Raw genomic sequence first — 20631 nt, forward strand, 5'->3', positions numbered from 1 at the left:
GATCCCAACCACCATCCACAGGAGTCGTAATGTCAGACTTTAATAGAACACCGGTTGTACCACCGAGAAAAGTTGCCGAGCTTAGAAATGACCCTTATGCGGGGCACTCCGGCGACCTCTCGGTTAACAATGCATTACGCGCCTTCAGCCGTGGCACTGTCGTCGGCCCTTATCTCGACGAAATGGACGCTGGGACAGCTGCATTGCTGGCGCCCTATGCTGATCCACTGCTGCCTGATTTTTTGTTTCCGCCGCTGCCGGGCGAAACGTTTGGAGAGCGGTATGACAACGCACTCGCTAATCAGCGCGGGATGGACAGAGCCTTCGACGAACAGCATCCCTATGTCTCCGAAACGCTGCAGCGCGCCGGAGGTTTGGCCTCTGACCTAGCTTTTAAGTTGCCGCCAGGGAGGATGACCGACATCGGGCTCGGTGCTGTTGAAGGTTTCGGAAACGGGGAAGGTGGTTTCAGCAACCGAGCCGAGCAGGCCTTCCGTGGCGCTAGCGAAGAGGCTTTGAAAGGACTCGCTATGGATACTTTAAAGGGGCGCCGTATGATGCCGGCCGAAGCCGCTCCGGAAAGTGGTCGTAGAGCCGGCGCGAAGGCTGCTCTTACACGCGCGCTTCTTAGAGTACGCGGTCGAAACGGCGGTGGTGGCGGTTGGTAACAGATATCGCCGACTATACCTTCCTCGATATTGCCTGTTGGTTTGACGTTGTAAACCTCATCGCGATGGCGGCGATATCAAGAAAAGCAAAGGCAGCAATCAAAGGTATATTTTTGACGCCGAAAATCTTCGTCAAGGAGCTCTTCCAGCCGAAACGCGCCTGCACAGCTCCTTGGAGGGAGTAAATCCAGATCAATGGAGCGGGAAGATTGCGTTGAGATTCAACGGCCAACCCCACTCTGCGCAGGAGTTCAGCCAATCGCTCAAAACTGTAAAGGTTCAAGTGGCGCGGGAAATAATATCCGCCCCACGCACCGCCCGCGAAGAGCCGCCTGTCCCAGCCGTCAGTATTAGGCGTTTCGATCAACAGCCGGCCATCCTTCGCCAAGGCACGGACGAGGCGTCGCAAGCTCTCCTCCGGCTCCCAAAGATGCTCTATAAGCTGGAGCATGATGATGAAATCAAAGGGTTGTGCCGGCAGTTCCGCAGCCTCAAGCGGCGCTTCGATTAGACCTATTCCCTGGCTTTCCAGGCTGTTGCGCGTTTCAGCCGGGAAGTGCCAATCCAGACCGAAAAGTTCAAGATCGGGACGCGCTTGACGAAGTGCGATCAAAAGTTCGCCGTTGCCGCATCCCACATCGAGCACCCTTCCCCCCGAAGGAAGATGCTCGACAACACCCTTCAGGCGCTTTCGATTGACGATGGTCTTTATTCTACCAAGAAGATTTGCCCGGCCCTGAAATCTGTTCGAGAAGGTGCCGTAGTTGGCCGGATACATCAAAGACAGCTGGCTGATGTCGGGCCTCGGATTGAGATAGAAATGACCGCAACCATCGCATCGGACGTATCTGAAGGTGTCTTCAGTGCCGTGATATATGTAGTCCTGCCCGGCAGCGACAACAGTACAGCCCTCACCGCCACAACCGGAGCATATCGTAGACGTTGATCTTATCTGGTTTGTCACTTGAGAATTCATTTTGTCCCGTGCAACACCTTAGAGAGCCAATGCATCTTGAACCGAATCCGAGAAATCATCGTTCTTACGATTTCTCGAGAGTCGGATGAATTTTGCAAAACCGCTGCGCTGCAGGCACCTCGGAAAATGCTCATAGAACCCCCGTTCGAAGAGGTGCCTATGAAGTTTTGCAAGATTATGCTGCGGAATGGCGGGGAATAGGTGATGTTCGATGTGATAGTTGAAATTTGCTTGGTACATAAGCCATTTTTCAAACCAATTAGGGGCTGTTGTCCGAGCCAGCGGCATCATGGCCTGCTCCCCTCCGTCCTTATAAAGTGGATAGTCCTCAGGCTGATGCTCCGCAATGGTGCGCACGATATTCAGGGCGATTGCTACCGCCGCGATGGGATAGCCCCATAGCAGAATGTAGAGATACCAGCGGCCTGTCACAATGCAGAGCGCAAACAGCAAGCCGTTGAAGACGATAGTCACCATCGGCGCCAACCAGGAAGGCGACAGCGAGTTCCCCGATGCCTGCTTTCGGGCCGAACCACCATATTTGTCTGCCGCCAGCCACACTCCCATACCCCCGCTCAAAGCCTTGACCATGACCCAGGCGAGCGCCCGAAAGCCCTTGATCGGCTCGCGATAGGGATAGCCATCCGCATCCTTCTCTGTACCTAGATGTGCATGGTGACTCATGTGGCGCAATCGATACGCGGCAACCGACATCCCGACAGGCGCAGCAAAGAACATGTCGCACCAAATATCGTTTTTACGGCGGTCCGAGTAGAGATGGAAATGCGATGCCTCGTGAACCCAGAGCAACATGCCCTGCGTTACTGCGCAGTTGATCAGGAATGGCAGCCATAGGAGCCACCACGGGCCGAGGAGTGCGATCGACCAGGAGACAACTATCTGAAGCCAGATCATCGCGGTCGCCACGATGATCGCGCGCGGTTGAGGCTGTTTCAACGATTCAAGGAAACTCGGGTCGACAAGCTTTCTTGCTACCTTCATGCATTCATTGAACTGCGCATCCATTCAGTGACCAATTCTCAGATATTGAAGATTTAACCGCATCTGCAAGCGCCAGCCCAAAGGCCGATATCGAAACTGCTTAGTCTTACGATGAAACGGCGCGACAAAGAGCTTCTCCAAGAACCCCGTCGGCTGTATCGCTTGCTTGCGGTGTCCGGCGCCGGATTAATACACCACAATTGAGATGGCAACCAAGTAGAAACGGGTTAGCGCGTTGCGTATCGCCTGTCTCCTGCCGAGAGGAAAAATCCTGCACTAAAAGCCACGGCCACCTTAAGGAAAGGACGCATGGCAGCAACTGGCAGCTGAGACATATTACCTAGAATCCTTTTGACTCTTATCGAAAGCCATCACGTTCATACCACCACCATCAGCGATCATCGCGCGTACTTTGCTGGCGTCTTCCGGCAGTTTTCTACCGGACGCCACGTCTCCAATTTGGTAGCCACCGTCCCAGAGAAGCTTCAGCAACCGATCGAAGTCTCCGGGATTCTCGGCATAAACATACGGCGCTAATTCAAGCATTATGCGCGGCTTGGATCTTTCAAGAGTTGCCGTCGCCCCGAGCAGAACCTCGAGCTCATTGCCATCAACGTCAAGTTTTATGAAATCAACTTTGTCGACCCCAAGACCCCGCAGAGTTTCGTCCAGGGTACCGAGCCGCGCGCCCTGCGTCGACATCAAACGACCATGATGTTCGCTATGCAAATCGTCTGCGACTTCAAGCGGCCAGCTCGAATAGACCGCTTCGGGCATTGTTTCGGACGCACTTGCCATCAGCATCATCTGGTGAGGGTCAATTCGTTGGGCGAGCGTCGGGTTGAGCGAGATATTTGTCTTCTGTTTCGAAAATGCGTGAGCCGTGGGCTCGAAGGAGATCACCTTGCCCTTTCCGCCCACCAACTGAGCCAAAGGCAAGGTGTGAGAACCGACATTGGCGCCGATATCGAGGACTATATCTCCGTCCCTTATCAGCTCTCTATATCTGTCGAGCGTTCGCACCTCGAACCCGCCCAGGAGGTAGATCGCGAAATCGACGCCGTCCCTCAAGTCCAGCGACCAGTTTATTCCACGGCGCTGCGCTACGATCGTTGCAGGCAAGCCAACGCAACCGCGGACGAACAAGACGGCCCTGGATAGGTAACGAGCGATCAGGATTTTGTTGCTGGTGGATAACATCGTCCGCACGCTGCCTTTAATTGATATCTTGTTTAGCGGACGCTCTTCTTGCAACAACTAGGTTGCAGTAGTGGCCCGCGTTGGTTGAATCGAGGCTTTCGTAGCTGAAAGCTGTGCCTGGTGGATCCGCAATATTGTGGAACTCGAAATTCAGCATCTCCAGGAATTGGGTCAGCTCGGACGGATTCACAAACGCCTTCGACAAGCCGTAAGGCCAGAATTCCATGAATATCCTGATGTCGCGGTTTTCCCGTAAAACCCGCTCCGCACCCTGCAGAACGCTCAGCTCGTAGCCCTGAACATCGATCTTGATAAAATCGACTTGCTGCCCCGGCGAAAAGTAATCGTCCAGCTTCACCAACGGCACGTCGATGCTCGCTCGCCCGTCGCCACTATCGAATGTCCGGTGATCGACATTCAGCTCGTTCGAAACATACAGCTTTATGGTGCCGCTGCCGGCTCCTACCGCCGCGTGCCGCAGCGATACATTCGACAAGCCGCTTACCGTCGCTTCAAGTTTCTCGAAGTTCGCCGGTGCGGGCTCGAAGGCATGCACCTGGCCAGTTGCTCCCGTCAGTGCGGAGAACATGCGGGTGTATATTCCGATGTTTGCACCGATATCCGCGACGATCATGCCCGGTGAAATCATGTTACGCATGAGCGTGCGCTCACGTCGTTCCGAGACCGCCTTCCACAGGGAGTAGAGCGGGTAATAAATGGGATAACAATATCGATAGAGCCAGTCGGCGAGGCGAAGCAAAACCATCTTCACGCCTCGCCTTTTGAAACGAGGCAGACAGTGAAGAACGAGGCGAATACCTTGGGCAGCGTTCTGCTCATTACCTTATCGATCTTGAAATACGGCTTATAAGCCCAACCGGGCACAGGAAATTTCTTCGATATACCGCCAGTCGCCATATAGGAGAGCGAAGTAAAATAGCTGATTCTAGTCTCATCCAGGCTATAACAATCCGTAAGCTCGGCGAGCCAGTCCGGCCGCTGAAAGAAAATCATATGCGGCATAGCCTGATTTGAGGTCGAAAGCGGCCCCTGTACGGTATCCAGAACCGGTCGATGGATGCTGAGATCCACCGGCTCATGATGAAGAAGTTTATACATCGGGTAGGACAGCCAAGATAAATAAGGTTCTGTTGCATAAACCCTGCCGCCCTTTGCGAGCTTGCGCGTCGCACCGCGCAGGAACGCGAGGGGATCCTTCAGGTGATGCAGAACATTGGTCATGGTAATCACATCGACGCTATGGTCCGCGATATCAGGCAGCATCCCGATCTCGTGGCAATCGAAGACAATATCCAGATAATCTAGCTTCAGAACATCGGAAGTGATGACATTCGGCAGGAAGCGCTTGAGAGGCGATGTCCCGCTTCCGATTTCCAGCACGGTCTTCGTGGCGATATCCGGCTCCTGCCGAAACATCTCCTTGTAGAGCTCACCATACCAGTGCATCAGGTTCGGATTTGCGCTCAGCCGCTCGCGATTTGCCAGCGTCTGGGCAAGGTCGGAATCATAAAGAGCGCTTTCGGTTTCCATCCTCAGAGAAACTTTATTCGTCTGGCGGCAAAAACCAGCATGGCCAACAGAATGGCCCCGTGGCGCCAACGCGAGATGTTTGTCTCACCATAGACTCGTTCGCGATAACTGATCGGAACCTCGACGATCTTAAGGCCCATCCGCGCTGCACCGAAGATCAAGTCGAAATCGCCGAAAGGATCGAAATCACCGAAGTAGGATCTGTTCGCCTGAAGCTTTAGATAGTTGGAGCGGCTGATTACCTTGGTTCCGCATAGCGTATCTTTGTACCTCTGGCCGAGAACGAAGGAGAAAGCCAATGCGAAAAACTTGTTGCCCAGAAGGTTGAAGAAGCGCATCGCCTCCTTTTCCATGGGATAGACCAAGCGAGTGCCGTTAATGAACTCGCCTTTCCCGTCCTTGATCGCATTGTAGAATTTGGGCAAATCCTCGGGCGGAACGGTCATGTCCGCGTCAAGAATCATCAGGACATCCTTTGTGGCGATGGAGAAACCCTTCCTGACGGCGTCGCCTTTTCCCTTGCCGTCCTGCTGGGCAATCAGGATGGACCGCTCACTCCCATAACGCTGCTGCACCTCTTGGATCGCGTTCCAAGTCGTGTCCGTAGAATTGCCTTCGATAAAAATGAGTTCGTCATCCGGCCCCATATCCGGGAGCCGCTTGACGATATCCTCGATATTGCCGGCCTCGTTTCGCGCTGGAACGACGATCGACACCGAAGGTTCGGCCTTCGGAGCGGCGTAGCCAATCGGCCTAGCAATCGCAATATTGAGAAGGCAAAGAGTTCGAAGAAGTGGAAGAGGAGCAAGGCAGCGATTAACGAAACCGCTGATAAGTGGGATATAGAACGGGATCAGGATCTTCTGGTCCAGTCGTATCAATTCGAAGTCTTCAAGCGTCAGAAGATTCTGGACGTCTTCATGGGCAAGCCAGTTTGATTCAGGAACCCGCCGGCGCAGACCGAACTTGGATGCGAGAGTCGCAAGCGGCCGCCACATGCTACTGTAATAGGTAAGAACAAGGCGTGTCTCCGGCGAACACAATGCACGTGCCTGAGCAAACATGCTCTGTATGTCTCGTTCGTAATGTATCAGCCCGCTGATGACCAGGTAATCAGGTTTGGTGTCAGCGACGTCTTCGATCTTGACGACCTTGCGCTCGTCAAACTCATTCACAGGTTCCGCAGGTTGCGTTCTCGAGCGAAAAGTTACCTTGCCCTGAGGGAATTTACCAATCAACAGCGGCGTCGTCGGATCGATCTCGACCACGGAATTCTGGTCCAAGACAAAGAGGCCAATGTACCTTCTCAATTGAGAATAGAAATAGTCCCTCATAAGTTACCTCGGCGCCAAGCGGTTCAAGCGCCAATGTCCCAGAATGAGGGCTGCAGGCACGACGTACACCACAAAAAAAAGAAAATGAACGGCCGTCGCCAGGAGCAATCCCTCCGAGGGCGAACGCCCTAGTAGTACGAATGCCGAAACGACGGATGCATGAAAGGTACCGACTCCGGATGGCGCCGCTGGGATCATCAGGCCCAAACCGCCGGCAAACAACACGAACAACGACTCTTGATAACTCAGCGCGACACCGACAAACCGGGCGACGAAGATATATGCAAGGGCGTATGCCGAAAGCCACAAAACTAGCGTGAGAACGGCCGGAACGATGGTCACGGAAAGAGATAAGCTTTGTGCCGAATTTCGAATGAAATTGGTGATGTGACGATCAAAGAAATCCTGCAGTCGCATAACACCAAAGACGGGCCGCAATATCGGGACAAGCCGATCGCCGAGATACCTTACCAGCACTGCCGATAGAAATATCCCAACTATTGCACCAAGCATGATGACCAGAAGAACATTTCGGTATTCGGAATTCAATGTATGGTTCAGTAAAACCAAAGAAAATATGCCGACAGAAATGATCGTCACCAAGTCAACCATCTTTTCGATCAGAAGCCTACCAAGAGCGTCTGCGTAGGGGACAGTCGCGACAACTCGGCTGTAATGTACACGCAAAAGGTCTCCACCTCTCGCAGGAAGGAACATGTTGGCGCCTAGACCGAGTAGGGAGGCCATGAGGGAGGTTCCGTAACCGATCTTACCATCCAGCAACAGGCGCCATCGCACCGCATAACCTACAGCGATGCCGACGGTAACAAGCAGAAACCACAGGAGCGATGTGCCGGATATTCCGCTACGAAAAATGCGGATGGCTTCCTCCCAATCCACCGCCCTTAGCAGGAATATCAGGACGGCAATGCTTATTGCCGAGGCTATGAGCATCTGCAGGCGTTGATGATTGAAGAGGCCAGTTGTCACGTTTTCTGATGTTCTCTTTCGAAGCCGCGCCGTCCCTAAACCGCAAGTGTCTTCGCTCTACTCGGATCGATGCCCCTAACATATCACAACAATCAGGGGCAACCCCGTGACCTCTTCCTTTCACAGGAGTTGCAGTGGCGACAGAGCTGCTCTCGGTCCGTGGGCTGCTCTCTCTTGATACAGAACCAATTGAACCGCCCCGCTTTTCTTTGAATGATCCTCAAAGCGCCCGCAACTTTCCCTTGACAAGTTTAGCCTGATAATCTTTCAGGCCAGCAGGCTCAATGAAGCGGAAATAGAGATATCCAAATGCGATGGAAGCATCGTTCCATGATCTTTGCGTGGTTGTAATTTCCAGTTCCGCTTGTGGGCCGCTCAATCAAAATCTTTTGCGCTGGCTCAAGCATTGCAGAAAGATGCGATGCGATCGGGAAGTTTGGAATGGACGGGTCTCACGCCCGGTGAAGTAAACAGCAATCGTCAGCAAAAGCAAACTGCTCGGTTTCGGTTCGGCTTGAACCTGATCACGCATCGCATCTCCCGCGCTCTAACCGGATCTCGAGCCTTTGCGAAGCGATTTTCTAAATCAATCACTATCGTAAGCAAGAGCAAAAATCCCTCTGCTCCATGCTTGGTATTTATCTGCCCCCGTTCGCGCCTACCTTACGAATCAACTGATTGAGCCCACGCGTCTCACTGCCCACGGATCGTCGTGCTTGCTCAAGCTCTCCTTTCGCAGAACGCCGCTCAAGTGAGGCAACAACCAAATCAGTAGGTAGCACGCCAGCAGGCCGCCGATAACAGGAACGGCGATTCCTTTGACGTCCCAGGAGGACAGAGCTGCGGTCAGCGGCCAGAAAAGGCGGGACTCTCATAGAGTCCAGTGGAGCAGAGAAAGAATGCAACTCACTTTATCCAAGTGCATTGCGGCAACAATCAACCCCTTCTTTCGGAGCAAGGTAAATGCCCAGAAACCCATCAACCGGCGTCTATTCCAAACCCGCCGGCACGACACCTTCCGTCGGCCAGGTCGTCGACCCGGCGCCGTGGAACGCTCTGACCACCGACCTCGCCAACGAAATCACCAATTCGCTGCCGCGCGACGGCTCGGCGCCGATGATCGCGCCACTGAAGGCCGCGAGCGGGACGGCTTCCGCGCCAGGGATCGGGTTTGCGTCTATTCCACAGACCGGTCTCTACCTGAAAGGCGGCGGTCTTCTCGGGTTCACGCAGAATGGCGTCGATGTCACGTTTGACCACGCCATGGTCTATGCGGCCAAGTCCGGCGATTACACTGCGGTCGCAGCTGACGACAATGCCGTGCATCGCTTCACGGCGGCCGCAACTGTCACGTTGACAGCGGCGGCAACGCTGGTCGCCAGCTGGCATTACGTGGTGATCGCCGATGGCGGGGACGTGACGATCGACCCGAATGGCTCGGAGACGATCGATGGGGCAACTACCCTGGTCGTGCCGAACGGTTATTCCGCCTTCATCATCTGCAGCGGGTCAGCTTTCTTCACCAACAAGGTTCTGGCGAGGCTTCAGCAGAAAGCGGATAGCTCCGCGGTCGGAAGCTTCATTGATGGCCTCACGCTTTCCAACAACGTCGCGAATCCGAACACCCATATCGATTTTGCCGCGGGCTCTGCCAGGTCCGGGTCGAGCTTCGTTTCCAGCGCATCAACTGTGACGAAGCGGTTGAACGGCACATGGGCGGTCGGGACTGGGAATGGCGCGCTTGATGCCGGCTCTATCGGAGCAAACGCCACCTATTTTGCCTATGCACTGCGCAAGGATTCGGACCTGTCCTTCGATGTGGTGTTTTCGACCTCGGCGACGATCGGCGGCGTCACCACAACACTGCTCACCGGCTATACCATCGTCAAGCAGATCGGTGTTGTCTTGACCGATGGAAGCTCGGTCATCCGGCAGTTCGTCATGTATCCGAGGGACGGATATGTCTACGTGACGCCGATCAAAGAAGTCACTGGTGCAATCTCTACCACATCCGTGCCCTTGGCCATCACGGTACCGAACGGAGTGAAGGTCAAAGCAAATCTACGCTTTATGTTTACATCTGCCGCAACGACCGCCTCAGCGCTGCTTTCCGATCCAGCACAAGGGGTGCTTGTTGCCGGTGGCAACGATTCGGGCGGAAACGTTGGCACTATTCAAGTCGCGAGCGGCTTTGCGGTTGGGGCTGACGAGATCTGGACCAATACGAGCCGTCAAATCCGCCAAGTATCCGGCGCCTCTGGCACTATCTTTATCTGGACGGACGGATTCCATTTCCCTTGTGGGAGGATTGCATAATGCCTTTTGTTTCACGATCGGTCGACGGCGCAATCGAGGGGCTGTTTGAGCAGCCGCAAGAGGGAAGGGCAGAGGAATTCCTGCCTAATGGCGACCCTGACGTTATTGCGTTTGAGAATGCGCCGCTCAGGGTCTCTTCGGTGTCAGCGCGGCAATTCCGGTTGATGCTTCGCCGCGCTGGCCTGATCGATCCGGTCAAGGCATGGGTGGCGCAGCAGGACGACGAGACGCAAGACGCTTTTGAATACAGCGGCGATTTCGTCAAGGACAGTCCAATGATGCTGGCTGGGTTCGCAGCCATGGGCTTCACATCGCAGCAGGTAGACGAGTTCTTCACTGCCGCATCTAAACTTTAATGTTAGGGGCTGACCGATCATTCCTCTTGCAGTGGTAGTAGCAATAATTGTGGCCGCTACGTCAAACCCACTCCAGGGAGATGAAATGGAATATCTTGTGAAGCGCGGGAAGCCGATCGATAGCGGCCGATTGAAGAAGGATCTGAATAAGGCAGGCTCGATCGCCGCTGCGCGAGCTTTTTCGGATCGAAAAGGGCGCCCGTCTCTCCAATTGCCCTGCATGCGGTAGTGGCGCTCACCATAAGCTTTTGACGATCTACGGATTCGATTACCACGAATGCGATGGGTGCGGATCTGCTTTCGTCTGCAATCCTCCGGCGGAAGAGGCGTTGTCGGAAGCCTACCGGTCGAACTATTACACCGAGGCGGACAAGGTTCTCTACGCCAACGACTCGATCATTGATTATCGTGTCGACCAGGTTTTGACGCCGAAGGTAGAGTTTGCGATCGAGCATTCACGCTCGTCGAAAAAGACCTGGCTCGATATCGGGTGCGGCGTCGGGGAGGCTCTTTCGGTCGCCAAAAGCTACGGCTATGACACGCTCGGGCTCGAGCCGAATGTCATGGAAGCGGAATACGCCGCAAAGCGTTTCGGCGTTGAAGTCCGGCAGGATTACATATCGAAGGACACGGTTTCGAAATATCGCGGCCAATATGGCGTGATCTCGATGTTCAGCGTTCTGGAGCACGTGCCTGACCCGAACCATATCCTTTCCGACGTTTCGGCAATCCAAGGGGAGGGCGACACGCTCGTTATCGAGGTCCCGCATTTCCCTTCGATCTCGACCATGAGCCAGATGCCGTTCCCCGATTTCGTCAACCGGATGATGCACCCGCCGCTGCACCTGTTCCTGTTCTCGCTGCGGTCGCTCGAAGGCATGCTGAAGCGCCACGGGTACAAGATCAATGCCGCGTGGCTGTTCGGTCAGGACTTCTACGAGATGATAAGCACGCTCGGCCTGTTCGCGCCGGCGATGAACCAATCAAAGCTCCTTTCGGCTCTGTCGCCGAAGATGAGTGAACTGCAGGCAGTTATCGACAACCACAACCTCAGCGACGAAGTTCTTGTCGTCGCCGAACGCATCTAAAGCTTCGGCGTAGCGGACCTTTCATCGCCTTTCACATCAGGCGCCTATGGTCCGCTACCTCATCTTTGTGCCGGCGAACGTCGGCCTCATCATCGCTGCCTATTTCCTGTCGCCCTTCCTTGCAGCATGGTCAATGAAGCACGGCCCGGTTCTTCCCGGCCGCTGGCGGTGGTTCTCGACGCTAAACGCCGATCTGGATGGCTACATCCCGCAGCGCGTGGCTGGCTTCGACACTGCTGCCAAGGGCTTCAAACTCTGGTGGCAGCGAACCCCCTGGACATGGCGCAACCCATGCAACGGCTAGCAATCCGAATTGCTAGGCGTCGATGACATCGCCTCAGCCTTCACCGTCAAACGTGATGTGCCGCTGCCGTTCGGCTTCTATCTTAAGCTCTGGCTTGGCTGGGACCCGATCAAGCGCGGCGGGAACTACTACCCGTTTATGCTGCAGATCGGGCCTAAGCGCCGATCGTAGTCACTTCTCACAATCTGGAGTCTTCATGCTCGTCCATAACTGGCGCGAGGTGCTGAAACGCGCCTGGAGCGTACGCCTCGTGGTGCTCGCTCTGCTCTTCATCGTCCTTGAGCCGATCTACACCTTCGTGGCCGCAACCTGGGTAGCGAAGAACATCTACATCCAACTCGCCATGTCGATCGTCACCGGGCTTATCGCCGTTGCGGCGATCATCGCCCGCATCTTCGTCCAGCAAAAAATCTCAGGAGACCTGAATGGCAAACCGCCTGCAGAAGGGTAGTGCCGCCGCGGCCATGGCTGTGGCGCTTGTCGGATCGTTCGAGGGATTGCGGCAGAATGCCTATCCCGATCCGGCGACGCGAGGGAAACCGTGGACGATCTGCTATGGCAGCACCAATGGCGTGAAGCCGGGGGACCGCAAGACGGTGGAGCAGTGCAAGGCGCTCCTGGCGCTGGAGCTCAAGACCTATGCCGGCGGCATCGAAAGCTGTGTGCGCGTGCCCCTGCCGGATGCGCGTTTCGTGGCGCTGACCTCCTTTGCCTATAATGTCGGCGTCAAGGCGGCCTGCGGTTCGAGCGCGATCAAGCTCATCAACCAGGGCAGGACGGCCGAGGGCTGCGAGGCGTTGTTGAAGTGGAACCGCGCCGCCGGCATCGTCTTTCCCGGCCTGACCCGGCGCCGGCAGAAAGAACGCCAGTTCTGCCTCGAGGGCATCTGATGTTCGGGCTCCTCGACACGCTCAAGTTGGGCGCCGGCCTCGCCGGTGGCCTGATGCTCTATCACCTCTATGCGGTCTCGATCGGCTACCCCTCGGCGGCAAGGCAGGCGCGCGCCGGCTATGTCCTTGTTGCCGAAAAGAGCGCAGCCGAGGCCCAGGCGGCCGAGATGGAGCGCCAGCGCAACGCCGCCACCTGGGCGAACGAGGAGCATCGCAAGCGCCTTAAGGCCGCAGAAGCCGCCGAGCAGGCCGCCAGAGACACACTCGAAACTGAGATCCAATCCTATGAGCTTCAGCTTTCGGAAAAGAACCGCGCTTGCGCTGTCACTGCTGCTGATCGTCAGTGGCTGCTCCGCCACTGAGCGATTGAACAGGGCGGCGGTGACGAAGGGGCAGGCGGCGGCCGGCATCGCTCTGCCGCCGCTGCCGGACGATCTCCGCCGGCAGGAAGCGCATGCGCCTGTTGTCGCAGGCGACCCTGTCATCGCCATCCTCGCCCGCGAGCGCCAGGCGCTGGAGCGCGCCAATGCCCGCCAGGGGCGCACCATCCAATTCTACGACGACCTCACCAGCAGATATGGAACACGCCGATGATGAACGCCATCTCGCTTGCCCTGACGAAGCCGATGGGCGGGGCCCCTGCGATACCCCCGCCATGGGTGCCGGATGCCAACCGCTATATGCCGGCCGCCACCGGCACCCGCTGGCCGGCGGGTTTCACGCAAACTTACGCGGCCGACCTGAACTATCAATGTTCGAAGCTGTTCTTCGGCTCACCGGATTACGAAACCAACGATTTCCTTATCCCCTTTGTGGGTTTCGGCTGCACGGAGGGCGGCCTTGCGCCGCAAGAGACGATCTTGCCGAATGCCGATATTGCGATCGATGAGGTGTTTTTCATCCATCCGAACGGCACGGAATACCCGGTGCTATTCGGCGGCAACGCGGCCGCGACCGTCACGGCGTCGACCGGCATTGTCTACGGGCAGGTAACGCTGCCAAGCGCCCTGCCGGCCTGGTCTGTCTTCGGCATCCGAACGGTGTGGCACGGTACGATCGGGCAGACCTATATTGGCGGCTATCGCTGCCAACGCCATCGGGGCGAAAAATATTGGGCGGCCACCGATCTGACGTCCATTCGGGCGCTGGCCCTGGCGAACGGGGCGAGCACGCCAGCCCGCGATACGTTCTATAATACGGTCGGCAATGAGAGCAACTCGCAGCCTCTTGCCTATGGCCCTGCAATGGTCCTGGCCAAGGGGTGGGACGGCCGGCCGGTTCCGATGGTCCTGTCCGATAGCCTCATCGAGCGCCAGGAGATTGCCGCCACGGCCGATGCCAGGCGCAACATGGGCATGTGGCTGCGCTGGCTTGATGTCCGAGATCCGGTATGGGGCAGTATCATCCCGCTCGTCATGGGCGTCCCCGGCTCGAAGTCGGTGCAGGAACTGGCGACGTCGGCAACCAAGCGCTGGGCCATGATCGATGCGATCCGGGACACATACAACGGCGGCAAGAATATCTGGACGTTCGTTCTCGACCAGTCCGGCCGCAACGATAACAGTGCCACGGCAAGCACCTGGTCGAACGCCAAGCTTGGCTTGGTCGACCGCGTCAAGACGCGCTATGGGGCGGGCATCCATGTCGTTGGCGTCACCATAATTCCGACCATGACCGCTTCGTCGGACAGCGGCCGGACGGTCGCCGGCTATACTGTTCCCGCCTTATGGACAACCACCTTGGCGACGGTGAACAACACCATCAAGGCAAGTTCTCGTTACGCCAAGGTCATCGATCAGTTGCTTGCCTTCACGGCGGACACTGATCCGACGAAGTCGCCGGCCGCTGAAATGTTTCCGCTCGGAAACGTCGTCGGGCATCCCGGAAATCAGGACGGCGTGACGACGTGGGACACGATCAGCCTGCCGGCTTCGGTTCCGAACGGCACTCGCATCATATTCGAATATCAGCCTGGTCTTTGGACATCGAGAACCACCTACGACCGCGTCGACAATGGCGATGGGACGGCGGACTATAAGGTCATTGAAATCTTTGCCACCAATGTCCAGGACAATGCGGCGCTGCTCGCCCACGGCATGAACCTCGACGTTTCGTCTTACGTCCATCCGGTGCTGCAGGGGGTCTTGCGATTTGTCAGCCGCTTGCCGCAATCCGAAAAGCTGAAATTTTACCCTTAGGCGAGCGCTGAGAGAGATGACATCCAATGACGATATCCTCCGCGCTCTCGGGCGCGTCGAAGGCAGGCTAACAGGCATCGAGGAAAACGTCGCGCTTCTCCGCAACGAGGTTAGCGACGAAAAGGCCAATGCTCATGTCAGCCGCGCCGTGATCCACAAGCGGCTCGACGAGCAGGCCAGGCAGATCGCCCATCTCGATACCCGGGTGGCGATCAGCGGCGGCGCGGATGCGCTGATCCGCGAGGAAATCAGAACCCTCAAGGAGACCGTCGAGAAGAACCAGGAGGCGGTGGGGCCAGCGCTTGAAGAGTGGAAACGGATGAAATCGATCGGCTATGGCATTTCAGGCCTGATCGCCTTTGCGGGGCTGACGATTGGCGGGATGATTTCCTATGCCAGCGATGGCGCGGTGGCGGCGCTTCGGCATTGGTTGAAGATCAATTGATCGGCGAGCACCAGGCGCCAGCAGACTCACGTGCCCCAAAACCGAAGCAATCAAAACCCCCAAATTTTAGACGTCCCTAACGAACAAAACGGCCGCCTGCTGGTTTTCCTCTCAGGAGGAAACAGACATGAAGAGCATGAGCAATCGCCAAGTTCGCATTCCCGGCCCGCGAGAGCACGATGTTGCGGAGCATTGCCGCAAGTTTGGGATCGGCCCGGCGGAGGAGAAGAAGCTGAAGAAACTTCTCGGGGCGCGGGCGCCGTTGCACGAAATCCAGGCCAATGCTCCGCCCCGCCAGCCAAGGTGGCGTTAGGTGGGAGGGTCACCTCGCACGTGATCATTACACGCTACATTACGGTAATGATTCAAAGATTGAGCGGAACAGAGCAGCGCCCTGAACGCTCGCGAAAGAGGTGCTTTTGCCGGGTTTTGAAATGATCGATCTTGTTTGAGACGTGGGCCGAATGTTCGGCTTGCTCCACTTGGACCGCTGAAAGCCCCGCTCCGGCGGGGTTTTTCGTTGGCGTTGTGATTTGCCTGTCGGTTTTCGCCCGGCGGGAGCTCATCGGTGTGACGGTCGCAACGTGCCCGGGCAGGTTGTCAATGATCCCAGGCGGAATTTCCGGGCTCGTGGCGTCGCATTTCTGCCGGGGAACTTCCGACAATATCAGGGGTTTTGCCGGCGGATCGCGCGGCAGGTCTCGTCTCCTGTACCCCACTGCTACCCCTGCAGTTGCTGCGCGATCCACTCATGCAAGCGTCTCAAGAAAGGGCGTTGCTCCCGGCTATCGGCAACCGCGAAGCTATTTTGTCATCCGTCACCTGGCCTGTTGGAAGATCCAGACCTGCAAAGACACAGCGATCCGCGCCGAGTTCAGCTCCTGCGATGGCTCAAGAAGGCACAGCTGCGCGCCCGCAAAGTGGGTCAATGCTGCAGTTGCCGCGACAGCATGAGGATGTAGTCATCGGCGATATCGGCAACCACCATGGCGGCTTCCGCGGCCGTGTATCCCCTGCCGATGGCGTCGCTGACGATCTTCATCACGGCAGGTTCAAGGGCTTCCCGGCAGTCGGACAGGCTTTCGACATGCGGGCATTTTGAACGAAATTCCAAGACGTTGTTCATGGCACACCCTCCATTTGATTGAGCTCGGCCCCTGTAAAGGCAAGCCGGCCTCTCCCCGGAAAGGCGGGCCACGGTTCCGGCGAGCTGCTTCACGAACCAGAAGTCTTATCGTGAGGCTACGATGGCACAGGAGTCGACGTATTCAAGCGCATGCTGATATTAAGGTAAGCCAGTAGGGTTAATTCGTCCGTTGCTGTTGCATCGTGGCATCGCTAGCAGATGCAAAGACTATAGAGGCTGCTGCATCTCGCCCAAAACCGTACAGCGGTTTTGGGACAACGACATGCATCAAATAAAGACTTTAGGATTTGAACGCCTGCGAGGCTATTTTTCGCCCTAAACGCTGATACGCCGGCCCGCCTTGTCCGCCTCTTTGCGATTGGCGCCGTGCTTTTCGATGATGTCCTTGGCATCCTCGTTGGAAATGCGGTGTTTCTTCGCGAAATAGATGACGTCGTAGGGGGCGTCAGCCACGGCCGCTTTGGCGGGCTGGGCCTTTTTGGTTGTGTCGTTGGTCATGATTTTTCCTTTCAAGGCAATGTTGCGCCGGACATCAGCTCATGTCGCCGCGTCAGCACTAGAACAGGATGATTTAGGCCGGGCCGGCCTGAAATCTGAATCCTGGTCTCGATTAAAGAGTGACAGCATGGTGTCGTCCGAAAACCGCTCACACTTATCGGCATCATGCTCTATCGGCTCCGGAACGAGCCAAGCCGGCCTCAATCGAAGAATTGGCTTGGTGCCGTCCTATCGATGCGCTCGGGCCGTCATATGTTTTTCCCAGATCTGCGTTGCCTGCGCTGCCGTGCCGGTCTTGTGGAATCGCAGCAGGTGCAGTCCTTCGTTCCGTCGTTTTTCGTTAAAGGCGCTGTTTTCGTAGTCGGTGCCTTCGACAATGCTCTCGCTTTGAAGAACGGCCTTCAATTCCTGCACATAGTGTCCGGTGATGTTGAAAAGCGCTTCATTCTCAGGTGCGTCTGTCATCGTTTTCCCTATGAGTGGTCGCGTGGCATTGAACGCAGTGCTGCGGTTCGGCTGGCCACGTTGGTGGATGCATCAAGCAATCCGCGCCCCTATGGGAAAGGCTGGTATCGGACAGCGTTTAGCTGGAAGTGTCTGTCTGGAGTTCCATATATTATGCAGCTGCGCCGCCTTGCGAATCAAGGATATCGCGGCGAGCCTGAAGGCTCCATACTAAACCACTTGCCTCCCCGATACCACCTCAATCGAAATGCCGAAGAATATGGAGGGAGCAGGGCTGTCTTCGCTTTCCGAGTTTAAGGCGAGCGATCCGGGTTCCCACCAAAACGGTTGCTGCTGCAGGAGAGACCAGGCGTGGATGCGTTCGTCATGCCGGGACGGCGTATCGGTCAGCTCATCATAGGTGCCCTGAACAAGCACGCTTTTCCATGTTCGGTTTTCGCCGAATTCTTCAACCTGAACACAGGCTGGTGAATGGGCACGCAATAGATCAATCTTCAGGCCCGGCATGGAAAATATGAAAAGCCGGTCTCTTTCATAGGCATACTGGATGGGAACGATATAGGGATATTTCTCGCCGAGGCATGCCAGGTGGCCACGGGTGTGGCCTGCCAGAAAGGCGAGGCAGTCTTGTTCACCCATTTCTCGCAGTTGCATCGCGTTATCCACTTCGTTTGATAGGCAGCAAAGCGTCTTCGGCTCGCGGCAACAGTCTTTGCAACGCTACCAGAACACATCGTTGAGAATGATATAGACGATAAAGGCCAGACAGATGGCTGGTGTCGATTTCACCAGGAAGTCGATATACCGGAACCTGCCGATATGCTGGGCGAGGCGTTTCCATGAATGGATGTTTACCGTGGAAGACATGATGCCCTCCTTTGGTTGGGGCCGGATAACTCTGATTACCCGGGAAGCAGCGCCCGTTTCACAAACTGCCACTACACCAAATATGGGCGCCAATCATCTGCGCTACAAGGCGGGGCGGATTGCCGGTCCGGCAGAGAGATCTCGCTGCTGTGCACGATCACAAGGGGAGGCGCGGAGGTGCCGGGATTATGGGGCACGTCCATACAGGGTTGCACTTCTACCTCAACCATCGCTTCGATCAGCTTCAGCCGATCGAGTTTCCGCCGTTGATCGTCGTAGAGCCTGCTGAGCAGCGCATAGGCCGATCCGGAGGGTCTGCCTTTGCGCAATAGTTTCCTGATCACCATTTCCTGATCGGCAACGCGATGCGCCGCCTTCACGATATGGCGACGCGCCAGCTTCAGGTCTTTCGGGCGGTATCGTGTGGAAACCATATGCTCTGCTCCCCCTGTCTCATCCGGCAGCAGCAGGATGGTGGCCGTTTCAGTTCGCCGGCCGTACGCCTTCTCGCGATCAGCGAAAATCTGCAGCCGTGAGCGTGAAGTTGTTTCCGCGTCGATGCTGATAGACTCTCGATGCCGCCTCCTGAATAGCAGAACGCGCTGCATCAAAGGCATTGAGGTATGCGGCTTCGGAAGAATTGTGCGTGACCGCGCTGCCGAGCGCTGCTTCTTCGACCAGAAACCTGACCTCGAACATGCCGTCATAGCCGGTGAAGCGGACACCTTTTCGCGCTTCGTCGAAGCTGCGGCTTCTATTGGGAAAGATAAGTGCCATTGCGGTTGATCCTTGGAAGTGGGCACGAGCCGCTATGCGGACCTCGGACCCGGCGATGATTGTCGATGCACGGCTGGCCGGAACGGGCAGCTTGATGCCAGATGGTTGGCGATCAGCCTGCCGGAATGTCCGATCGTCAGTCTCAATGGATCGTCTGCACGATGACCCGGTCATCAAGCAAAGCCTGCGATGTCTTGATCAAGCGCACCGTACCAGTGATGATCTCGTCGGAATAGACCGGGTCCGCACGAGAAATTTCATCCGTCATATCGCGGAGGACTTTGTTTATCTCAAGCAGAGGCGGCACAAGGTCCAGCAATCCGTCGGCCGCCAGCCCGTGAGCCAGGCCTGCGATCACCTCTCTGAGGTGATCTATGAGCGCACGCCTTTCCGAAACCGCCAGTGCCGACGGCTTTGTGAGGGTCGCTTCACCGTTGAACTGCATGATGCGTATCCTCCTCTCTCTAAAATGGGTTCCGCCCCGCCATTATCAATGGCGGCCGCCGAATGAGGTTGCGGTCAGATGGTAAAGAGCGCAAGCTAAACTATCGGCGGGCACGATACGGGCACCGCTGCTTGGGGCGCGCCAGTAACGCTAGCGCCAGTGAACCCTAGCCCCAACGAAGGAGGACACCATGTCTTCCACATCAGATCAATTTTTCGATATCCATAATTTGAGAATGCTGGACCGCATCCTCCGAAAGGCCGGCTTTCGCGGCGGCGAAACCTACGCGACCGATGATGGCGAGATCAGCGCCACAAGTTTCCTCATTCATTGTTTCCAGATGGGGATCGTCGACGAGGCCGCGTTGAAATCGGCTCTGAAAATGTATCTGGCGACACAGTTGAGTTCAGGCCCGCTTCCGCAGGCTTTGGAAGACGGCTCCTTTGCCAGATGGCAGGATGACGGCGGCGCCCCGGTGAAAGCCTATCGGATCGCGCGGTATACGGCGTCTGGGCGTGCGGACGCATCGCTGCGGCCGCCAGCTTACCGCTTTCCCAAAACCAGGCTGCCTGAACGATTGTCCGAGATCCCGTGAACGGGTCTGCTGCGACGTCGACGGCCCCCCATCGATCGTCACGATGACATGACGAACAAGGAAGAAGACATGTCCGGGATTCACGCCGATCAAAAGGACAGGGCCAGGAAACGCAAGATTATCGCCCCCGTGCGGAAAAGTGCGACGTCAAGCTCGACCGCCGACGATCTGATAACGCAGGCGCGTCAAGCGCGGTCACTATCGGCGGAGCAGGGGATCGATAGCGCTGATAAGCAAGCCTATGGTCTGGCGCGTCCACACAAAGGTCCGTTCGACAACGCGACGGCATTCAGCGCTTCCAGCTACGACCATGATCTCCCGACGCGGCAGCAATTGGAGGCCGCGCAACGCAGCCAATCCGATGCGGTGAAGCAGCAGGAGGCAAACCGCCAAAAGGGCAAATCCCGGATGCGCGCAAAGACAACGAAGCTGAAATCTTCCTGAGCAGGAAATAGAGGGGCGGGCGGCGCCCTATAGATTTCTTGCCGACAGACCGGTTCGAGAAGCCCGCCTCAGGCG

At 56.5% G+C, this 20631-nt stretch carries 30 protein-coding genes; 14 read left to right on the plus strand and 16 right to left on the minus strand.

From position 1 onward, the window contains the following. Positions 1–29 precede the first annotated feature (29 nt). Positions 30–668 (plus strand): hypothetical protein, encoded by a 639-nt coding sequence (locus G9X67_RS17085; RefSeq protein ID WP_138328652.1) that lies wholly within the window; start codon positions 30–32, stop codon positions 666–668. 13 nt (positions 669–681) lie between these two features. Here the strand turns inward: G9X67_RS17085 and G9X67_RS17090 are convergent, their stop codons facing one another. The 8 genes from G9X67_RS17090 to G9X67_RS17125 all read right to left on the minus strand — a co-directional run bounded on the left by G9X67_RS17090 (position 682) and on the right by G9X67_RS17125 (position 8100). Next, positions 682–1644: a class I SAM-dependent methyltransferase gene (locus G9X67_RS17090; RefSeq protein ID WP_171599274.1), complete on the minus strand. Its 963-nt coding sequence runs from the start codon at positions 1642–1644 to the stop codon at positions 682–684. Between the two features lie 18 nt (positions 1645–1662). Then, positions 1663–2670, minus strand: coding sequence for a fatty acid desaturase family protein (locus G9X67_RS17095; protein WP_171599275.1), 1008 nt, complete (start codon positions 2668–2670; stop codon positions 1663–1665). Positions 2671–2982: 312 nt separating this feature from the next. Continuing rightward, positions 2983–3846, minus strand: coding sequence for an FkbM family methyltransferase (locus G9X67_RS17100; protein ID WP_024322753.1), 864 nt, complete (start codon positions 3844–3846; stop codon positions 2983–2985). 16 nt (positions 3847–3862) lie between these two features. Further along, positions 3863–4612, minus strand: coding sequence for an FkbM family methyltransferase (locus G9X67_RS17105; protein ID WP_210258891.1), 750 nt, complete (start codon positions 4610–4612; stop codon positions 3863–3865). 2 nt (positions 4613–4614) lie between these two features. Further along, positions 4615–5397, minus strand: coding sequence for a class I SAM-dependent methyltransferase (locus G9X67_RS17110; protein ID WP_128440272.1), 783 nt, complete (start codon positions 5395–5397; stop codon positions 4615–4617). Between the two features lie 2 nt (positions 5398–5399). Continuing rightward, a complete protein-coding gene (locus G9X67_RS17115; RefSeq protein WP_138328649.1) occupies positions 5400–6731 on the minus strand; it encodes a glycosyltransferase family 2 protein in 1332 nt (443 codons plus the stop codon). A gap of 3 nt (positions 6732–6734) precedes the next feature. Continuing rightward, positions 6735–7721, minus strand: coding sequence for a lysylphosphatidylglycerol synthase transmembrane domain-containing protein (locus G9X67_RS17120; protein ID WP_246799824.1), 987 nt, complete (start codon positions 7719–7721; stop codon positions 6735–6737). Between the two features lie 220 nt (positions 7722–7941). Then, positions 7942–8100, minus strand: coding sequence for a hypothetical protein (locus tag G9X67_RS17125; RefSeq protein WP_171599277.1), 159 nt, complete (start codon positions 8098–8100; stop codon positions 7942–7944). 584 nt (positions 8101–8684) lie between these two features. Between G9X67_RS17125 and G9X67_RS17130 the strand changes: the two genes are divergently transcribed. From G9X67_RS17130 to G9X67_RS17180, 11 genes are all read left to right on the plus strand, one after another. Next, positions 8685–10037 carry a hypothetical protein gene (locus G9X67_RS17130; protein ID WP_138328648.1) on the plus strand — a complete coding sequence of 451 codons (1353 nt, stop codon included), beginning with the start codon at positions 8685–8687 and terminating at the stop codon, positions 10035–10037. After that, positions 10037–10393, plus strand: coding sequence for a hypothetical protein (locus tag G9X67_RS17135; protein WP_138328647.1), 357 nt, complete (start codon positions 10037–10039; stop codon positions 10391–10393). Before G9X67_RS17130 ends, G9X67_RS17135 begins: the two co-directional genes overlap by 1 nt. 329 nt (positions 10394–10722) lie before the next feature. Further along, on the plus strand, positions 10723–11481 hold the full coding sequence (locus G9X67_RS17140; RefSeq protein WP_171599278.1) for a class I SAM-dependent methyltransferase: 759 nt from the start codon (positions 10723–10725) through the stop codon (positions 11479–11481). Positions 11482–11527: 46 nt separating this feature from the next. Continuing rightward, positions 11528–11785 carry a hypothetical protein gene (locus G9X67_RS35035; protein ID WP_246705424.1) on the plus strand — a complete coding sequence of 86 codons (258 nt, stop codon included), beginning with the start codon at positions 11528–11530 and terminating at the stop codon, positions 11783–11785. A 196-nt stretch (positions 11786–11981) separates the two neighbouring features. Continuing rightward, positions 11982–12236, plus strand: a complete 255-nt coding sequence (locus G9X67_RS17150; protein WP_171599280.1) for a hypothetical protein — start codon at positions 11982–11984, stop codon at positions 12234–12236. Further along, on the plus strand, positions 12211–12675 hold the full coding sequence (locus tag G9X67_RS17155) for a lysozyme (protein ID WP_138328644.1): 465 nt from the start codon (positions 12211–12213) through the stop codon (positions 12673–12675). The genes G9X67_RS17150 and G9X67_RS17155 overlap by 26 nt, the downstream gene beginning before the upstream one ends. Further along, positions 12675–13037, plus strand: a complete 363-nt coding sequence (locus G9X67_RS17160; protein ID WP_138328643.1) for a hypothetical protein — start codon at positions 12675–12677, stop codon at positions 13035–13037. Before G9X67_RS17155 ends, G9X67_RS17160 begins: the two co-directional genes overlap by 1 nt. A gap of 19 nt (positions 13038–13056) precedes the next feature. After that, positions 13057–13269 (plus strand): hypothetical protein, encoded by a 213-nt coding sequence (locus G9X67_RS17165; RefSeq protein WP_138328985.1) that lies wholly within the window; start codon positions 13057–13059, stop codon positions 13267–13269. After that, positions 13266–14873, plus strand: coding sequence for a hypothetical protein (locus G9X67_RS17170; protein ID WP_138328642.1), 1608 nt, complete (start codon positions 13266–13268; stop codon positions 14871–14873). The genes G9X67_RS17165 and G9X67_RS17170 overlap by 4 nt, the downstream gene beginning before the upstream one ends. Positions 14874–14889: 16 nt before the next feature. After that, positions 14890–15318: a DUF1515 domain-containing protein gene (locus G9X67_RS17175; RefSeq protein ID WP_138328641.1), complete on the plus strand. Its 429-nt coding sequence runs from the start codon at positions 14890–14892 to the stop codon at positions 15316–15318. A gap of 127 nt (positions 15319–15445) precedes the next feature. After that, positions 15446–15631: a hypothetical protein gene (locus G9X67_RS17180; RefSeq protein WP_012556939.1), complete on the plus strand. Its 186-nt coding sequence runs from the start codon at positions 15446–15448 to the stop codon at positions 15629–15631. Positions 15632–16243: 612 nt separating this feature from the next. On the opposite strand, the gene G9X67_RS17185 is transcribed toward G9X67_RS17180, so the two are convergent. The 8 genes from G9X67_RS17185 to G9X67_RS17220 form a co-directional block, all read right to left on the minus strand. After that, entirely contained in the window at positions 16244–16444 is a 201-nt protein-coding gene (locus tag G9X67_RS17185; RefSeq protein WP_138328640.1) for a hypothetical protein, read from the minus strand. 336 nt (positions 16445–16780) lie between these two features. After that, positions 16781–16963, minus strand: coding sequence for a DUF3606 domain-containing protein (locus G9X67_RS17190; protein WP_017993328.1), 183 nt, complete (start codon positions 16961–16963; stop codon positions 16781–16783). A gap of 228 nt (positions 16964–17191) precedes the next feature. Then, a complete protein-coding gene (locus G9X67_RS17195) occupies positions 17192–17428 on the minus strand; it encodes a hypothetical protein (protein WP_017959490.1) in 237 nt (78 codons plus the stop codon). A 210-nt stretch (positions 17429–17638) separates the two neighbouring features. Continuing rightward, positions 17639–18082: a pyridoxamine 5'-phosphate oxidase family protein gene (locus tag G9X67_RS17200; RefSeq protein WP_138328639.1), complete on the minus strand. Its 444-nt coding sequence runs from the start codon at positions 18080–18082 to the stop codon at positions 17639–17641. A gap of 66 nt (positions 18083–18148) precedes the next feature. Continuing rightward, positions 18149–18295, minus strand: a complete 147-nt coding sequence (locus G9X67_RS17205; RefSeq protein WP_017959492.1) for a hypothetical protein — start codon at positions 18293–18295, stop codon at positions 18149–18151. Positions 18296–18366: 71 nt separating this feature from the next. After that, complete coding sequence (locus G9X67_RS17210; RefSeq protein ID WP_138328638.1) at positions 18367–18729, minus strand: hypothetical protein; 363 nt, start codon at positions 18727–18729, stop codon at positions 18367–18369. 79 nt (positions 18730–18808) lie between these two features. Further along, positions 18809–19072, minus strand: a complete 264-nt coding sequence (locus tag G9X67_RS17215) for a DUF1488 domain-containing protein (protein WP_138328637.1) — start codon at positions 19070–19072, stop codon at positions 18809–18811. 142 nt (positions 19073–19214) lie between these two features. Further along, the gene (locus tag G9X67_RS17220) at positions 19215–19517 is read right to left on the minus strand and encodes a hypothetical protein (RefSeq protein ID WP_018449489.1); all 303 of its coding nucleotides are present in this window, start codon (positions 19515–19517) and stop codon (positions 19215–19217) included. A 190-nt stretch (positions 19518–19707) separates the two neighbouring features. Here G9X67_RS17220 and G9X67_RS17225 point away from each other — a divergent pair, with 190 nt between their 5' ends. Together G9X67_RS17225 and G9X67_RS17230 are read left to right on the plus strand one after the other, a co-directional pair. Continuing rightward, the gene (locus tag G9X67_RS17225; protein WP_138328636.1) at positions 19708–20112 is read left to right on the plus strand and encodes a hypothetical protein; all 405 of its coding nucleotides are present in this window, start codon (positions 19708–19710) and stop codon (positions 20110–20112) included. A 69-nt stretch (positions 20113–20181) separates the two neighbouring features. Further along, positions 20182–20556 carry a hypothetical protein gene (locus tag G9X67_RS17230; RefSeq protein ID WP_138328984.1) on the plus strand — a complete coding sequence of 125 codons (375 nt, stop codon included), beginning with the start codon at positions 20182–20184 and terminating at the stop codon, positions 20554–20556. Positions 20557–20631 lie beyond the last annotated feature (75 nt).

The sequence above is a fragment of the Rhizobium sp. WYCCWR 11152 genome (genome assembly GCF_013087615.1).
Lineage (GTDB): Bacteria > Pseudomonadota > Alphaproteobacteria > Rhizobiales > Rhizobiaceae > Rhizobium > Rhizobium indicum.

Coding starts and splice junctions, on each gene's coding strand:
- G9X67_RS17135 (WP_138328647.1), top strand. CDS start 10,037: ATGCCTTTTGTTTCACGATCGGTCGACGGCGCAATCGAGGGGCTGTTT.
- G9X67_RS17230 (WP_138328984.1), top strand. CDS start 20,182: ATGTCCGGGATTCACGCCGATCAAAAGGACAGGGCCAGGAAACGCAAG.
- G9X67_RS17180 (WP_012556939.1), top strand. CDS start 15,446: ATGAAGAGCATGAGCAATCGCCAAGTTCGCATTCCCGGCCCGCGAGAG.
- G9X67_RS17130 (WP_138328648.1), top strand. CDS start 8,685: ATGCCCAGAAACCCATCAACCGGCGTCTATTCCAAACCCGCCGGCACG.
- G9X67_RS17105 (WP_210258891.1), bottom strand. CDS start 4,612: ATGGTTTTGCTTCGCCTCGCCGACTGGCTCTATCGATATTGTTATCCC.
- G9X67_RS17225 (WP_138328636.1), top strand. CDS start 19,708: ATGTCTTCCACATCAGATCAATTTTTCGATATCCATAATTTGAGAATG.
- G9X67_RS17215 (WP_138328637.1), bottom strand. CDS start 19,072: ATGGCACTTATCTTTCCCAATAGAAGCCGCAGCTTCGACGAAGCGCGA.
- G9X67_RS17100 (WP_024322753.1), bottom strand. CDS start 3,846: ATGTTATCCACCAGCAACAAAATCCTGATCGCTCGTTACCTATCCAGG.
- G9X67_RS17095 (WP_171599275.1), bottom strand. CDS start 2,670: ATGGATGCGCAGTTCAATGAATGCATGAAGGTAGCAAGAAAGCTTGTC.
- G9X67_RS17210 (WP_138328638.1), bottom strand. CDS start 18,729: ATGGTTTCCACACGATACCGCCCGAAAGACCTGAAGCTGGCGCGTCGC.
- G9X67_RS17195 (WP_017959490.1), bottom strand. CDS start 17,428: ATGACAGACGCACCTGAGAATGAAGCGCTTTTCAACATCACCGGACAC.
- G9X67_RS35035 (WP_246705424.1), top strand. CDS start 11,528: ATGGTCCGCTACCTCATCTTTGTGCCGGCGAACGTCGGCCTCATCATC.
- G9X67_RS17205 (WP_017959492.1), bottom strand. CDS start 18,295: ATGTCTTCCACGGTAAACATCCATTCATGGAAACGCCTCGCCCAGCAT.
- G9X67_RS17185 (WP_138328640.1), bottom strand. CDS start 16,444: ATGAACAACGTCTTGGAATTTCGTTCAAAATGCCCGCATGTCGAAAGC.
- G9X67_RS17150 (WP_171599280.1), top strand. CDS start 11,982: ATGCTCGTCCATAACTGGCGCGAGGTGCTGAAACGCGCCTGGAGCGTA.
- G9X67_RS17155 (WP_138328644.1), top strand. CDS start 12,211: ATGGCAAACCGCCTGCAGAAGGGTAGTGCCGCCGCGGCCATGGCTGTG.
- G9X67_RS17110 (WP_128440272.1), bottom strand. CDS start 5,397: ATGGAAACCGAAAGCGCTCTTTATGATTCCGACCTTGCCCAGACGCTG.
- G9X67_RS17175 (WP_138328641.1), top strand. CDS start 14,890: ATGACATCCAATGACGATATCCTCCGCGCTCTCGGGCGCGTCGAAGGC.
- G9X67_RS17115 (WP_138328649.1), bottom strand. CDS start 6,731: ATGAGGGACTATTTCTATTCTCAATTGAGAAGGTACATTGGCCTCTTT.
- G9X67_RS17085 (WP_138328652.1), top strand. CDS start 30: ATGTCAGACTTTAATAGAACACCGGTTGTACCACCGAGAAAAGTTGCC.
- G9X67_RS17170 (WP_138328642.1), top strand. CDS start 13,266: ATGATGAACGCCATCTCGCTTGCCCTGACGAAGCCGATGGGCGGGGCC.
- G9X67_RS17160 (WP_138328643.1), top strand. CDS start 12,675: ATGTTCGGGCTCCTCGACACGCTCAAGTTGGGCGCCGGCCTCGCCGGT.
- G9X67_RS17200 (WP_138328639.1), bottom strand. CDS start 18,082: ATGCAACTGCGAGAAATGGGTGAACAAGACTGCCTCGCCTTTCTGGCA.
- G9X67_RS17090 (WP_171599274.1), bottom strand. CDS start 1,644: ATGAATTCTCAAGTGACAAACCAGATAAGATCAACGTCTACGATATGC.
- G9X67_RS17220 (WP_018449489.1), bottom strand. CDS start 19,517: ATGCAGTTCAACGGTGAAGCGACCCTCACAAAGCCGTCGGCACTGGCG.
- G9X67_RS17190 (WP_017993328.1), bottom strand. CDS start 16,963: ATGACCAACGACACAACCAAAAAGGCCCAGCCCGCCAAAGCGGCCGTG.